The following is a 13,191-nucleotide window of genomic DNA, read 5'->3' as shown; positions in this document are numbered from 1 at the left end:
GGGTCCTGTGACTAGTCACTGGGCCGGATCCAGAACAGCACCTGGTCGTACTCGACCATCTCGGCGTTCCGGGCACACACCTGGACGACCTCGCCCGACACCGCCGCGACGACCGGGTTCATCAGCTTCATGACCTCGACGATCGCCAGCTGCTCGTCCCGCGCCACGCTCTGGCCGACCTCCACGAACGGCGGCTGGCCAGGAGCCGGGGCCACCCAGAACGCGCCGACCGCCGGCGAGCGGACGGCGACGCAGCCGGTCGTGTCGACGTCGGCCACCGCCGCCGGAGGCGCCGCCGCCGGGCGCGCTGCGGGTGCCGCGGGCGCGACGGGTGGAGGCGTCGACGGCCGTGCCTGCGGTGCCGGCACCGCGGGCGCCGCCGGTGCGGTCGCGACCGCCTGCTGCGCGGCACCGGCGGGCGGCCCGTCCTTGCCCACCGTGATCCGCAGGCCGCGCAGCTCCAGGGTCATGCCGGTCCAGCCGGACCGCTGGAAGGTGCGGATGATCTCCTGCGCCTCGCGGAAGGTCACGCTCTCCGGGACGTCGGTCCCGGAGACCTCGGTGTCTGCCGTGCTCATCTCGTTCCTCCCTGGTGCGCGACCGCCGTCAGCAGCACCGGCAGCCGGTGCGGCGCGACGATGACCTCGACGCCGGCGTCCAGTGCCGCCCGGACCCCGTCCGGGGTGGCGAACAGCGCGCCGCGAACCGTCCTCGTGCCGGCCGGGATGGCCGGCAGGTGCTCCCCCAGGTCCGCGGGCGGGATCGCGTCCGCGTCGAGCACCGGCTCGGCGACGTCGGCGTCGGAGTCGGTGACCCGCACCGACACCGCCTGCTCGGCCCACCCGGTCAGCCGGCGCAGGTCCTCGTCGGAGCTCTCGTCGACGACGGAGGTCTCGATCACCCCGGCGTACACCCGCCCGGTGGTCGCGTCCACGGTCACGGTGCAGCCGAGGAGCGCCTCGACCGTCCCCGCGCCGCAGCCCACCACGCAGGGCGTGTCGAGGGCGCGGCTGACCACCGCGGCGTGCGAGGTGGCGCCGCCCTGCTCGGTCACCACCGCGGCCGCGGCGATCATGCCGTGCACGTCGTCGGGGCTCGTCGCGCGGCGGACGAGGATCGAGCCGGGGTTCCGCTGGGCCTCCTCCGGCGTGCCGACGGCGAGACCGGTCGCCACCCCGGGGCTGGCCCCCGCGCCCGCGGCCAGGAGCTCGGCCGAGGAGGTGGCACCCGGCGCGATCTCCGGCCGGAGCAGCGTCCGGATCTGCTCGGCGGTGACCCGCCGGACCGCCTCGGCCGGCTCGATCACCCCCTCGTCGACCAACGCGACCGCGATCCGGACCGCGGCCCGCGCCGTCCGCTTGGCCGGACGCGCCTGCAGCAGGAACAGCTGCCCCTGCTGGACGGTGAACTCGATGTCCTGCGCGTCCCGGCCCTCGCGGTCGAGCCGGTCGGCCGCCGTCAGCAGCTCGGCGTGCACCGCCGGCGCCGAGTCGGCCAGCGAGCTCAGCGGCTCCGGGGTGACCCGGCCGGAGACGACGTCCTCCCCCTGCCCGCGGGGCAGGTACTCGCCGTAGGGCTCGCGGGTCCCGTCGACCGGGTTGCGGGTGAACAGCACGCCGGTGCCCGAGTCGTCGTCGAGGTTGCCGAAGACCATCGCCTGCACGGTGACCGCGGTGCCGAGGTCGTCGGGGATGCCGTAGTGCCGGCGGTAGGCGACGGCGCGCCGGGAGCGGCTGGAGGCGAAGACCGCTCCGACGGCCTCCCGCAGCTGCTCCCACGGGTCGGCCGGGACGCCGCCCGCGCCATCGGCGGCGAGGGCCTGTCGGACCGCCGCGGTGTCCGGCAGGTCGTCGAGCTCCTCGGTGCAGCCGAGGACGAGCCGGCCGTAGAAGGCGGTGAACCGCCGGTGCACCTCCGCGGCGAACGACGGGTCCCCGGTCTCCGCGGCGAGCGCGGCCTCGACCGCGTCGTTGCAGCCCAGGTCGAGGATCGTGTCCATCATCCCCGGCATGCTCACGGCGGCGCCGGAGCGGACCGAGACCAGCAGCGGCCGCTCACCGCCCCCGAACGTCCGGCCGAGGTCCTCCTCCAGCAGGCGGATCCCGGCCTCGAGCTCCTCGGCCAGCCCGTCCGGCAGGTCCCGGCCGCCGCCGGCGAAGAAGGCCGTGCACGCCTCGGTCGTGACGACGAAGGCCGGCGGCACGCGCAGGCCGAGCGACCGCATCCGCCACAGGCTCCAGGCCTTGCCGCCCACCAGGTCCCGGCTCGGCTCGTCCGCCGGGTCGTCGGGGACGACGAGCCAGCGGCGGCCGACGGCCGGCGGGCGGGTCGTCCTGGGCGCGCTCATTCCGGACGCTCCCGGTCGGTCAGCCGGAGCAGGTGCTCGTGCATCTGGAACCAGACCGTGTGCACCGAGTCCACCCGCACGCCGCTGACGTAGTCCGTCTCGCCGCCTTCCGCCCGGGTCAGCGCGGCGCCGATGCGGTCGAGGAAGCGGTCGACCAGCGGGTCGGCGTCGGCGAGGGGGCGCAGGACCTTGTACGTCTTCTCGTGGACCCGGCCGAGCTTGTCGATGACGGCGGCGTCGTAGTCGGCGTCGCCGTGGTCGTTCGGCACGCGGTCCCCGCCGACCTCCTTGGTCTGCCAGTCGGTCGTCAGTGTCAGGACCTGCTTGTTCACGCCGGTCTCGAACGCGTCCATCGCGTCGGAGATCGCCGTGGACGACCGGATCTCCGCGAACGCGTCGGGGTAGCCGCGGCTCAGCTGCTCGCGACCGGCCGGGGTGATCATGTGGTTGCCGCGGGCGGCCATGGCGGCGCCCTCGGCGACGGCCTTCTCCAGCGCCGCCTCGACCTCCGCGACCGACTGACCGTTGATCTCGGCGAGCTGCTCGGCGGAGGCCAGCTGGCGCAGGGTCAGGGTGTGCACGGTGAGCTGGTAGGGGTCGAGCATCAGAGGTCCTCTCGGGCGGTGGAGCCGGCGGCGACCATGCGGTCGCGCACTTCGCGGCGCAGCGACTTGCCGACCGGGCTGGTGGGCAGGTCGGGCCAGATCTCGACGGCGCGGGGCCGCTTGAAGCCGGCCAGCCGGCCGGCGCAGAACGCGCGGATCTCGTCCGGGTCGGCCTCGGCCCGGGTGACGACGGCGGCGGCGACCTTCTCGCCCCACTTCTCGTCGGGGAGCCCGACCACGGCGGCCTGGACGACGGCGGGGTGGCTGAGCAGCGCGTCCTCGACCTCACGCGGGTAGACGTTGAACCCGCCGCTGATGATCACGTCGTGCCGGCGGTCGAGCAGGGAGAGGTAGCCCTCGTCGTCCCAGCGGCCGATGTCGCCGGTGTGCAGCCAGCCGTCCGGCTCGATTGTCTCGGCGGTGGCCTCCGGGCGGCGCCAGTACCGGCTCATGGTGTGCGGACCGCGGGTGAGCACCTCGCCGACCTCGCCGGGGGCGAGCGAGCGGCCCTCCTTGTCGCGGACGTCGACCTCGACGAAGGTGTACGGCTTGCCGGCCGAGGCCAGCCGCTCGGGCGTGTGCTCCCAGGGCTGCAGGCAGGTGATCGCCAGCGGCGCCTCGGCCTGGCCGTAGAGCTGGGTGAACACCGGGCCGAGGACGTCGATGCCGCGCTGGAGGACGGTCGTGGCGATCGGGGCGCCGCCGTAGCAGAGCCGTTCGAGCGCGAGGTCGGCGTCGGCGGTGGCCGGCTCCTCGAGCAGCATCGCGATCATGGTCGGGACCATGAACGTGGTGGTGGCGCGGTGCTTCTGCGCGGCCTCGAGGAACGCCTCCGGGGAGAACTTCGGCACGATCACGTTGGCCGCGCCCTTGACCAGGTGCGGCAGGAAGAAGGCGCCGCTGCCGTGGGTGATCGGCGCGGCGTGCAGCATCACCGAGTCCGGGCGCAGATTGGGCAGCAGGTCGACGAGGAAGTTGGCGACCTCGGCCAGCTCGCTGCGGGTGGTGAGGACGACGGCCTTGGGCTTGCCCGTGGTGCCGCCGGTGTAGGCCAGCCGCAGCGGCGCCTCGGGATCGCGGCGGACGTCGCAGGCGCCCGGCCGCACCCCGGCGATCAGCGCCGGCAGCTCGTCGGCGGCGATGGCGAACTCGGTGTCCGCCGGGGGCTCGCCGGCCGACACCAGCGCCCGGGCCTGCGAGTCCTCGATCTTGTAGGCCAGCTCGTGCGGCGTCTCCCGCGCGTTGAGCGGCACCCGGACGAGCCCGGCCTTGGCCAGCGCGTAGTACACGACGACGCCCTCGATGCCGCCCGGCATCAGCACCGCGACGCGGTCCCCGGGCTCGAGGCCCCGGTCCAGCAGCGCATTGCCGAGGCGGTCGGTCAGCTCGTCGAACTCCGCGAAGCTCACGACCCGGTCGCCGTCGACCAGCGCGGGGGCGGCGCCGTACTGACGTCCGGCGCGCCGGATCAGGTCTCCTATCTGCACCCTGCTTCTCCTCTGCGGGGCTGGCTGCCGGTCGCGGGGGTGAGCCCGCGACCGGCAGCGGGGACGGCGGACGGTCAACCGGCGGAGCGGGGCAGGTCGGCCCGTCGCAGGCCCGCACCGCGGCCCTCGAGGGTGCGCGACCCGCGCTGCGTCAGGCGGTAGAGCTCGTCCGCCCGCTGCGTCGTCCAGTGCCGCTTGACCCACTCCTCGTCGAGGTAGCGGTACTCCTCGGCGAGCACGGCCGGCCGGAAGTCCCGGGCCCGGCGGTTGTAGTCGTCGATGTCCAGCCGGCCGGCGGACGTCGTCCACAGGCCGGTCTTGGCGTCGAGGCTGCTGGAGCCGGACAGCCGGTTCCCCACGGTCGGCGCGTAGTCGTCGTCGGTCAGGACCGCGTACGGGATGCCGGTGAGCATGTTCTGGTTCAGCCCCGAGTACCGGGCCATCGAGTACTCGTTGGTCTTCTGGTGGGGGAAGCCCAGCAGGCCCACCATCTCGGCGAGGTCGTCCCGGCCGTACTCGTCGTTCATCAGCGGCTTGAACCGCTGCACGCGCTCGTCGAGGTTGAGCCAGTCGTCCTGCCGGTAGGTGCCGGCGAGGTGCGCGAAGTCCTTCGCGACCGAGGAGTAGACCAGCGCGCCGGCGTCGATCATCTGCTCGCGGGTCCAGGTGGCGATGCGCTTCCAGAGGTCCGCGGTGGCCTCGTTGAGGATCTCGCGGTACTGCTCCATCGTCTCGGCGAGCGTCTCGGCGTTCTCCATGCCGACCGGCACGTAGCCGTCGGTGAGCGCGTCGGAGGTGTACATGCCGACCGCGGCGATGTTCGCGGCGTCGTAGGCCGGCTCGGCCTCGAAGGAGGCCCAGTCGTCCATGAGGTGGAAATTGGTGTCCTTGAAGACGATCGGGATCGTCAGGTTCGCGACCGGCAGCCGGGTGGCGATCCCGTCCAGCCAGGGGTAGTCGCCCTCGGTCAGCTCGAAGAAGTCGCGGACGACGAGCTGCCGGTTGTCGCCGAAGTTGTACGGACCGCTGTTGTGCAGCCCGATCCGGCACTCGCAGTGGGCCAGGAAGGCGTACTGCGACAGCTGCGCGACCAGCTTGGTCGCCGCCGTGTGCAGCCGGTCCCCGGGGGTCACCCCGTGCAGGTCGGACTCGAACACCTGCAGCGTGCGCTCGGGCAGGTACTGGCTGCGGTCGCCGAACTCCTTGTTGGTGATGTGCCCGTCGTTGCGGTGGTAGGCGAGGTTGAACCGCCGGGAGAAGTCGAGGACGTCGACGACGTCGTCCACGGCGTCGCTGGGGCCGAGCAGACCCCAGTTCATGAGCATCTCGCGGCCGATCAGGTAGAACGCCGGCAGGCCCCAGGCGGCGTTGACCGTGTTGACCTTGAGGCTGACCTCGCGGGCGCGGTCGCCGAGCTCCTCGGCGGGGGTGGCTGCGTCGATCTCCCGCAGCAGCGTCGGCCACCGGTAGAACGCGTTCAGGTAGCTGAGCAGCATGTACGGGTTCATCGGGAAGAGCTTCGACTCCTGCACCGTGCGGGTGATGCACAGCCAGTACGTCGTGTCGCTCAGCCCACGGAGGTAGTTGTTGGTCTCCAGCAGGGCGGGGTAGGTCAGCTTCGGGTTCCGGGCGGTCATGGCTCAGGCCTCGCTCTCGACGATCCAGATCCGGGCGTGACCGGTGTCGCCGGTCTCGTACGCGTCGGCCGCCGGCGGGGCCGCGGTCACCTCGATCTCGACGACGTCGCCGGTCTTCACGGTGTCGAGCTTGCAGTTCATGAGCGTGGGGACGTCGTACTCGCGGGCGAGGATGCCGAGGTGCGAGCGGACGGTGCCGCCGAGGCAGATCACGCCGGCGAAGTGCTCGATGATCGGCGCGGTCAGGGTGCCGCCCGAATCGTCGATCACCGCGATCGTCCCCGCCGGCACGCCGTCGCCCAGGTACTCCATGACCTGCTCGATGGTCGAGACCAGGGCGACCGGGCCGGTGACGTTCGCGGCCTTGCGGATGACGTTGTCGCCCACCCCGACCTGCCGCCGGCCGTCGACCGCGGCGCTCTCGTGGAAGCCGGCGGCCGCGCGCTCCGGGCGCTTGTACTTCTCCGGCTCGGACTCCAGCGACACCGTCGCGGAGAAGTCGAAGCGGTAGCCCGAGTCCAGCGCCTCCTGCTCGATGGCCTGGGCGTCGGTGAGCGAGAACAGGTCGTACTGGCGGTCGAAGACCACGTCCTTCCACGCCGCGCCGGTCGCGGCGAAGCGCTTCGCGACCAGCTCGCGGACGGCAGAGTTGAAGCGGGCGGGGAGGGGCAGCATCTCGGTCGTTCCCCACTTGGGGGGCGACACCGCGGGTTCGGACATCGTCACCTCTCTGTGCTCTTCGATGAGCGGGTGTTCACCGGAACGAAAGCTAGGTAGCGTCGGGAATGTGACCCAGTCCACGTTGGGGGACATTGCTGCGCCTGGGCCCCGCCGGTCCCCCACGCGGGCAGTCCTGCGTCAGGTCGACTACGAGCGGGCCTTCGACGTCCTGGAGCGCTGCGCGACCGCGCCGTCGCTGCCGGACTTCCGCGAGGAGCTGCTGGAGTCGCTCGGCAGCACCTTTGGGCTGCGGCACGTGTCGTTCTTCGCCGGTGCGACGTTCCACAGCACCTTCGGCGACCTGGCCCCGCTCACCGAGGGCCTGACCCTGAAGATGCTGCCGGAGTACCACGACCGGTGGTCCCGCTACGACCTGTTCGGCTCGCCCGCGGCCATGCGGCAGCTGGTCACCACGGGCGTCTCCTCGCTGGCGGAGCTGCGGGCGCTGGGCACCCTCCCGGCGTCGGCCGACGCCTACGTCCGCCACTTCCTGCACGCGACCTGGCGCATGGACACCGCGGCGGCGATGCGCCTGGACCTGCCCGGCGGGCACACGGCGCTCGTGGGCATGTTCGACTCCGCGCCCGACCGGCTCGGCCACCACGAGCTCGCCACGCTGCGGCTGCTGGCCCGCCAGCTGTCCGCGATCACCAGGCGGCTGCCGGTGTCCCGCCGGCACGCCGCGCTCGCCGGCCTGTCGGAGCGGCAGCACCAGGTCGTGCAGCTGGTCGCCGACGGGCTGTCGAACGCCGAGATCGCCGAGACGCTCACCCTGGCCGAGGACAGCGTGAAGAAGTACGTCAGCCGGATCCTCGCCGCCACCGGCTGCCAGTCGCGCATGGAGCTGGCGCTGCTGGCCCGCGCCCACGGCTGAGCGGCCGCCCTCGAGGCGTCCTGGCCGGAGCCGCGAACAGTGTGCGGATCCGGTGCCTTCGCCCGCCGAGGATGCGCCGCGGACGCACATCGCCGGGCTGCCTGGGCGCTCGGAGCCCCTCCGGGGGGTAGAGCCGGTCGGCCGTCCCTGGAGCCGCGCCACGACGCGGCTCCAGGGACGGTGGATCGTCCCGCCGCCACCGATCAGGGTGCGGTCTACAGGAAGGAACTCTCCCTGGTCAGGCCGTAGCGGGGGTGCTCGCCGATGACCATGGACTCGAAGATCCCGTAGCCCTCCGCGTCGCCCTCGCGGACCCGGATGACGCAGTCGCGCAGCTGGTGGACGGTGCGTGCGGTCTCGGGGTCGGACACGTCGGCGAACCGCTCCCCGTCGACGTGGTTGGCCCCCAGCCACTGGCCGTGGCGGTGGCCCTTGAACCCGAAGTACAGCCCGGTCCCGAGGTGGAAACCGGTGTGGCCGGCCGCCTCCACCTCGACCGTGCGGGTCTGTCCCCAGCCGGCGTCGAACACCATCTTGCCGCCGAGCAGGCGCCGGTTCACCGGGTCGAACTTGAGCTCGTCCTGGAGGGCGTGCAGCGGTCGCTGGGTCCCGTCGGGCAGGTTCTCGAACCCGGAGAAGTACGTCGTCCGCCCGTTGACCCACTGGTGGTAGTGGTGGATCTCGTAGCTGCTGCCGTCGGGGCGCTGCAGCCACATCGGGCTCCAGGTCAGGATGAAGTCCCCCGCGAGCCGGTCGGGCCGGTACACGTCCACCGGGGGTTCACCGACGTCCATCCGGACACCCCAGGAGTGGTCGCGGAAGCCGAACCACTCCTCGTCCCGGACGTCGATCTGCTCCCCGTCGACCCAGATCCGGCCGCTGACCGTCGAGGGCTGGTGGTAGCGGAGCAGGTCGGAGCAGATCCGGAAGCCTGAGGGCTCGCGCTGCGAGTCCTTGGCCTCCAGGAAGGGCGGCAGCACCCCGGTGACGGTGAGGTCGAATCGGATCGGCAGCACGTGGTTCTCGCGCAGCACCCACCGCACCTTCTTCAGCGGTTCGAGCACCTCGTAGTCCAGCGGGCCGACCCCGACCCGGTCCGCATCGCTGTCCAGCTGCCGGCTGGCCCGGACGGTGAGCTGCTCCTTCCCGCGGGAGATGCCCGCGAACATGTCGATGACGTTCCGGTTGTGGTACTTGCCCAGGCCGACGTCGACCTGCAGCGACCCGTCCCGGGCGAACAGCGACGCCCACAGCTTCTCGGTCCACGAGACGTCGGCCTGGCTGATGGTCGCGAAGGTCTCGGGTGTCTGGTGGCAGAGCAGCTCGTCCGCGGGGACGAGTCGCTGCATCGACTGGCGCATCCATGTCCTCCTGTGGTGGGTCCGGGGGCCTCACCGCGTGGGTGAGAAGGCCCCGGGCATGTCGTTGGCCACGAGCGCGGTCCCGAAGATGGCGGCGGCCTGGTCGTCGTCGTCGAAGGGGTCGGGGTAGAGGGCCAGCGTGTCCGGCGAGAAGGACCAGTCGACGCGGTCGGTCACCCCGGCGACGTCGGCGAACGGCCGCAGCCCGGACGTGTACATCCGCGTCGCCGAGAAGATCCGCTGCTCGCGGTCCATGTCGGCGAACTGCTGGTAGACCGCCAGGTGCGACCGGCTCAGGTCGGTGGTGACCTGCGTCCACTCCCCCGGGTCGAGCGGCCGGCGCTGCCCGTCGGCGGTGTGCCCGAACACGGCCGCGTCGGTCACCGCGGCGAGCAGCTGGTCGGGCTCGGTGAACGTCGTCCCCCAGTCGTTGATCTCGAAGCTGGCGAACCCCGCGGGGTCGTAGGTCAGCACGAGCGTCAGCCCGGCGAAGGGCGGCTGCAGCTGCTCCGCCCAGGGATAGGCGAACGCGCTCGGCCCCAGCGACAGGTAGTCGCGCACGATCGTGTGCCGGCCGTCGGGCTGCACGTACGGGCCCGAGTCGTAGATGCCGACGCGGGAGTCGGTGAAGTACAGGAACGAGTACCCGGCGACCGTCGCGTTGAGCCGCTTGAGCGCGCGGGCGGCGTCGGCGTCCAGCCGCTGGGTCCCGGCGGTGAGCTCGGTGACGACGTCGGCCGGCAGGTACCGGTTGGTGAAGCCGGCGTCCTTGTTGTCCAGCGTGCCGTCGCCGCGGTGGGCGAGGGTCAGCCGGCGCCAGAAGTCGACGACCGTGCGGATCTCCTCGGTCCGCTCGTCCGGGCGCAGCCGGCCCATCTTGATCAGGCACTCCCGGCCGCACAGGTAGTGGTAGCCGGCCATCCAGATCCACAGCGGGCTCGCCTGGCCGGGCGCCGTCCGCAGCCGCCGGCCGATCTCCTCCGCCGGCATCGCCGCGTCGATGACGGCGACCCGCTCCGTGTAGGTGTGGAAGTCGTCGATCACCGACAGCGACATGTACGGCAGCATCGGGAACAGCTCGGAGGTGAACGACGAGCGCCGCGTCATCTCCGGCTTGAACGCCCGGCCCATGTGCTGGACCAGCTCGTCGAGGCGCTCGTCGGTCAGCGGCTCCGCGATCAGGGCGTCGAGGTCGGCGGGGCTGACCGTCACGTCGAAGTCCTTGACCGCGATGTCGTCGCCGACCCGGCGGACGTAGTCCCACCACCGGCGGGAGACGTCGCCGCCCGCCGCAGGGGCGGGGGCCGGGACCGTTTCCTGCGCGTCCGACGGGCGGGACACCAGGCCTTCGTCGCCGTCGGCCACCTCGAGGGTCAGCTCGGCGCCGTCGTCCGGGACCTCGACCAGTTCGGTGCCGACCAGGCACGGGACCTCGAACTCCCGGGACACGATCGCCAGGTGCGAGCGCAGCGTGCCGTCCCGGCAGATGATCCCGCCGAGCCGCCCGAGGATCGGCGAGAGGAACGTGGTGCCGCCGGACTCGACCAGCGCGATGGTCGACTCCAGGTCGGAGTCGATCGCCTCGATGACGTCGGACGGCGAGCGGAACCAGCGCGCCCGGCCCGTGACCGGGGCGAACCGGTACGAGGGGACGCCCTTGCCGATCGGGGACATGGTCAGCCCTCCTGGCCGAGCGGACGGAAGCAGCCGTCGCGGTCCTGGGGGACGAAGACGCCGCCGATCAGCTGCAGGGCCAGGTCCGGGTCGCTGAACTTGGCGTAGGACTCCGCGATGCGCGGCGTCACCGTCCAGTCGATCTCGTCGAAGCAGCCGGCCAGGCGGGCCCAGGGCTTGAGCTTCCAGGCGTACATCTGGGTGGCGTAGAGGTTGCGCTCCTCCGGGTCGGTCTCCGCGAGCCGCTGGTAGAGGGCCCGATGGGCGCCGCGGATCGCCTTGGTCGCGGTCTCGATCTCCGCGGTCCCGAGCGGGCGCAGGGTGCCGTCGTCGGTGCAGAAGACCCGGGTCTCGAGGATGTCGGCCTGGTAGTCGCTCGGCGTGAACCAGGCGGTGCCCCAGACGTTGTTGTCCATCCGCACCGAGCCGGGCAGCCGGTGGGCGATGACGAAGTGGTGGTACGGCAGGGTCTCCCGGATCCCGTCGAGCCACGGGAAGTCGCCGTCCTTGTCGGTGCACGTCTCGCGCAGCGCCAGGAACGTGCCGTCCTCGAGCACGTACGGGCCGGTGTCGCAGACCGCGGTGCGGGCGTCGCAGTTCTCCAGGAAGGCGTAGGCGGTCAGCCGGGCGCCGAACTTGCGGATGGCGGACTTGTGCTCCTCGTCGGCGGGGAGCAGGGAGCCGCGGATCTCGGCGAGCAGCTGCTCGTCGACGACGTGCGAGCTGTTCGGCGGCTCGGCGTCCATGTTGAACAGCACGCCGTCGGTCCGCGCGGCGATCGTCGCCTCGCGCCAGAACCGCAGGACGGTGAGCTGGTCCTCCAGCCCGTCCTGCAGGCCGATCTCGCCGAGGTCGACGAACAGCTCCCGGCCGGTCAGGTAGTGCAGCGGCATCGCGGCGAGGTTGATGAAGCTGCGCTTGTTGCCGATGGGGAGGTCCCGGCGGACCAGCTCCGCCGGCGTCGCGTGCCGCAGGATCGCGCGGAGGCGATCGGGCACCTGGAGGTAGTCCTCCATCATCGACATGAGGATGTAGGTGTTCATGCCGAACAGCTCGGACTCGAACACGGTCCGGGCGGCGAGCTCGGACTTGTAGGCCGCGCCGGCCTTGTGGACCAGCCAGTTCCACTCCTCGAGCGTGGGCTCGTAGGAGATGTCGGTGTAGAGCGCCGTCAGGTCGGCCGGGGTCTCGAGGGAGAGCGTCACGCGGTCACCGCCGGGGCGGCGACCGAGATGCGGGCGGTCTCGGGATCGGACAGGTCGAGCACGACCTGGTCGCCGTCGGACACCGTGCCGGTCAGCGCGGCGGCGAGGACGCACGGGACGTCGGACTCCCGCGACAGGATCGCCAGGTGCGACTCGCGGCTGCCGGCCGTGCAGACGATGCCCTTCAGGTCGGGGAGGATCGGCGACAGGAACGTCATGCCGCCCTTGTTGACGAAGGCGATCGTGTCCTCGAGGTCGTCGTCGTCGATCGACAGGACGTCCGACGTGTCGTTGAACCAGCGGGCCGTCCCGGTCACCTCCCCGGCGACGAACAGGTTGACGCCGGTTGCCACTTCGTTGAGGTCGCCGCTCATCACTGCTCCGTCCCGCCCCGACGCCGGGGCGCTCGGTGATTGGGTTCGTTGGCAGGCCGGACCGTATGAGCCACGTCACAAACGGGCCCAGTCCACTTAGGGGGACAGTGCGCAGCGGCCGCCTCCCACCCGGGAAGCCGGCGTGGCCGCTGGGCTCGTTCTCCCGCTCGGTCAGGCGGCCGCGAGGTCCCGGGAGATCGCCTCCGCCGCGGCCTGCAGGGCGGCGGTCCAGGTCGGCAGCTGCTCGCGGGAGTACCGGACGCTGGGCATGGCGATCGAGATCGCGGCCGGCGGCGTGCCGGCGCCGGCGTGCAGGGCGACGCCGACCGCGGTCAGGCCGCTCTCGGTCTCCTCGTCGTTGACGGCGACACCCCGCCGGCGGACGCTGCGGAGCTCGCGCTCGAGGCGGCTCGCCGTCCCGTCGTCCAGCCCGTCGAGCACCGCCGCCAGCTCGTGGCGCGGCAGCCCGGCCAGCACCGCCTTGCCGCCGGAGCTCAGGTGCGCGGGCAGCGCCCGGCCGGTGCGGTCACCGACACGCAGCACGCGATCGCACTCGACCGTGGCGACGAAGCGGACCTCGGAGCCGGCCAGCACCGTGAGGTTGACCGTCTCCCCCAGCTCGTCGACCAGCCGCCGCATGTACGGCAGCGCCACGTCGCGCAGCCGCGGGACGGCGGCCTGCGGCGGCGCGCCACCCTGCAGCAGCCGGCCGGGCCCGTAGCGCCGGTCCGGCAGCTGCTCGGCGAAGTCGCGGTAGACCAGCATCCCGAGCAGTCTGTGGGCGGTGGACACCGAGACACCCAGCCGCTCGGCGGCATCGGTCACCCGCATCGGACCCTCCTGGTGCAGGAAGGTCGCGAGCAGCAGGGCGGAGTCCACCGACGAGATCGCGTATGCCGGACGATTC

General features: G+C 72.3%; 12 protein-coding genes. 1 reads left to right on the top strand and 11 read right to left on the bottom strand.

All coding sequences use genetic code 11. The annotated features are described in order from the left end of the window. Window positions 1-11: 11 nt before the first annotated feature. The 6 genes from AB3388_RS06070 to AB3388_RS06045 form a co-directional block, all read right to left on the bottom strand. The gene (locus tag AB3388_RS06070) at window positions 12-578 is read right to left on the bottom strand and encodes an acetyl-CoA carboxylase biotin carboxyl carrier protein (protein WP_495409860.1); all 567 of its coding nucleotides are present in this window, start codon (window positions 576-578) and stop codon (window positions 12-14) included. Continuing rightward, the gene (locus tag AB3388_RS06065) at window positions 575-2,347 is read right to left on the bottom strand and encodes a pyruvate, phosphate dikinase (protein WP_495409859.1); all 1,773 of its coding nucleotides are present in this window, start codon (window positions 2,345-2,347) and stop codon (window positions 575-577) included. Before AB3388_RS06065 ends, AB3388_RS06070 begins: the two co-directional genes overlap by 4 nt. Continuing rightward, a complete protein-coding gene (locus AB3388_RS06060) occupies window positions 2,344-2,952 on the bottom strand; it encodes a hypothetical protein (protein ID WP_495409858.1) in 609 nt (202 codons plus the stop codon). The genes AB3388_RS06065 and AB3388_RS06060 overlap by 4 nt, the downstream gene beginning before the upstream one ends. Beyond that, window positions 2,952-4,439, bottom strand: coding sequence for an AMP-binding protein (locus AB3388_RS06055; protein ID WP_495409857.1), 1,488 nt, complete (start codon window positions 4,437-4,439; stop codon window positions 2,952-2,954). The genes AB3388_RS06060 and AB3388_RS06055 overlap by 1 nt, the downstream gene beginning before the upstream one ends. 74 nt (window positions 4,440-4,513) lie before the next feature. Beyond that, the gene (locus tag AB3388_RS06050; protein WP_495409856.1) at window positions 4,514-6,076 is read right to left on the bottom strand and encodes a hypothetical protein; all 1,563 of its coding nucleotides are present in this window, start codon (window positions 6,074-6,076) and stop codon (window positions 4,514-4,516) included. Between the two features lie 3 nt (window positions 6,077-6,079). Next, complete coding sequence (locus tag AB3388_RS06045; RefSeq protein ID WP_495409855.1) at window positions 6,080-6,751, bottom strand: PEP-utilizing enzyme; 672 nt, start codon at window positions 6,749-6,751, stop codon at window positions 6,080-6,082. A gap of 112 nt (window positions 6,752-6,863) precedes the next feature. Here AB3388_RS06045 and AB3388_RS06040 point away from each other — a divergent pair, with 112 nt between their 5' ends. Next, on the top strand, window positions 6,864-7,670 hold the full coding sequence (locus tag AB3388_RS06040) for a helix-turn-helix transcriptional regulator (RefSeq protein ID WP_495409854.1): 807 nt from the start codon (window positions 6,864-6,866) through the stop codon (window positions 7,668-7,670). A gap of 215 nt (window positions 7,671-7,885) precedes the next feature. Here AB3388_RS06040 and AB3388_RS06035 read toward each other — a convergent pair whose 3' ends face one another. From AB3388_RS06035 to AB3388_RS06015, 5 genes are all read right to left on the bottom strand, one after another. After that, on the bottom strand, window positions 7,886-9,031 hold the full coding sequence (locus tag AB3388_RS06035; RefSeq protein WP_495409853.1) for an Rv3169 family protein: 1,146 nt from the start codon (window positions 9,029-9,031) through the stop codon (window positions 7,886-7,888). A gap of 30 nt (window positions 9,032-9,061) precedes the next feature. Next, window positions 9,062-10,705: a PEP-utilizing enzyme gene (locus tag AB3388_RS06030; RefSeq protein WP_495409852.1), complete on the bottom strand. Its 1,644-nt coding sequence runs from the start codon at window positions 10,703-10,705 to the stop codon at window positions 9,062-9,064. Between the two features lie 2 nt (window positions 10,706-10,707). Beyond that, window positions 10,708-11,910: a hypothetical protein gene (locus tag AB3388_RS06025; protein ID WP_495409851.1), complete on the bottom strand. Its 1,203-nt coding sequence runs from the start codon at window positions 11,908-11,910 to the stop codon at window positions 10,708-10,710. Then, on the bottom strand, window positions 11,907-12,284 hold the full coding sequence (locus AB3388_RS06020; protein WP_495409850.1) for a PEP-utilizing enzyme: 378 nt from the start codon (window positions 12,282-12,284) through the stop codon (window positions 11,907-11,909). Before AB3388_RS06020 ends, AB3388_RS06025 begins: the two co-directional genes overlap by 4 nt. 171 nt (window positions 12,285-12,455) lie before the next feature. Further along, the gene (locus AB3388_RS06015) at window positions 12,456-13,163 is read right to left on the bottom strand and encodes an IclR family transcriptional regulator (protein WP_495409849.1); all 708 of its coding nucleotides are present in this window, start codon (window positions 13,161-13,163) and stop codon (window positions 12,456-12,458) included. Window positions 13,164-13,191: the final 28 nt, after the last annotated feature.

It is taken from the genome of Geodermatophilus sp. SMS 5-13, from assembly GCF_059428245.1.
The sequence above is the reverse complement of the archived record's forward strand: the minus strand, read 5'-3'. Positions and strand labels throughout refer to the sequence as shown.

Coding starts and splice junctions, on each gene's coding strand:
- AB3388_RS06030 (WP_495409852.1), bottom strand. CDS start 10,705: ATGTCCCCGATCGGCAAGGGCGTCCCCTCGTACCGGTTCGCCCCGGTC.
- AB3388_RS06020 (WP_495409850.1), bottom strand. CDS start 12,284: ATGAGCGGCGACCTCAACGAAGTGGCAACCGGCGTCAACCTGTTCGTC.
- AB3388_RS06060 (WP_495409858.1), bottom strand. CDS start 2,952: ATGCTCGACCCCTACCAGCTCACCGTGCACACCCTGACCCTGCGCCAG.
- AB3388_RS06050 (WP_495409856.1), bottom strand. CDS start 6,076: ATGACCGCCCGGAACCCGAAGCTGACCTACCCCGCCCTGCTGGAGACC.
- AB3388_RS06045 (WP_495409855.1), bottom strand. CDS start 6,751: ATGCTGCCCCTCCCCGCCCGCTTCAACTCTGCCGTCCGCGAGCTGGTC.
- AB3388_RS06065 (WP_495409859.1), bottom strand. CDS start 2,347: ATGAGCGCGCCCAGGACGACCCGCCCGCCGGCCGTCGGCCGCCGCTGG.
- AB3388_RS06070 (WP_495409860.1), bottom strand. CDS start 578: ATGAGCACGGCAGACACCGAGGTCTCCGGGACCGACGTCCCGGAGAGC.
- AB3388_RS06035 (WP_495409853.1), bottom strand. CDS start 9,031: ATGCGCCAGTCGATGCAGCGACTCGTCCCCGCGGACGAGCTGCTCTGC.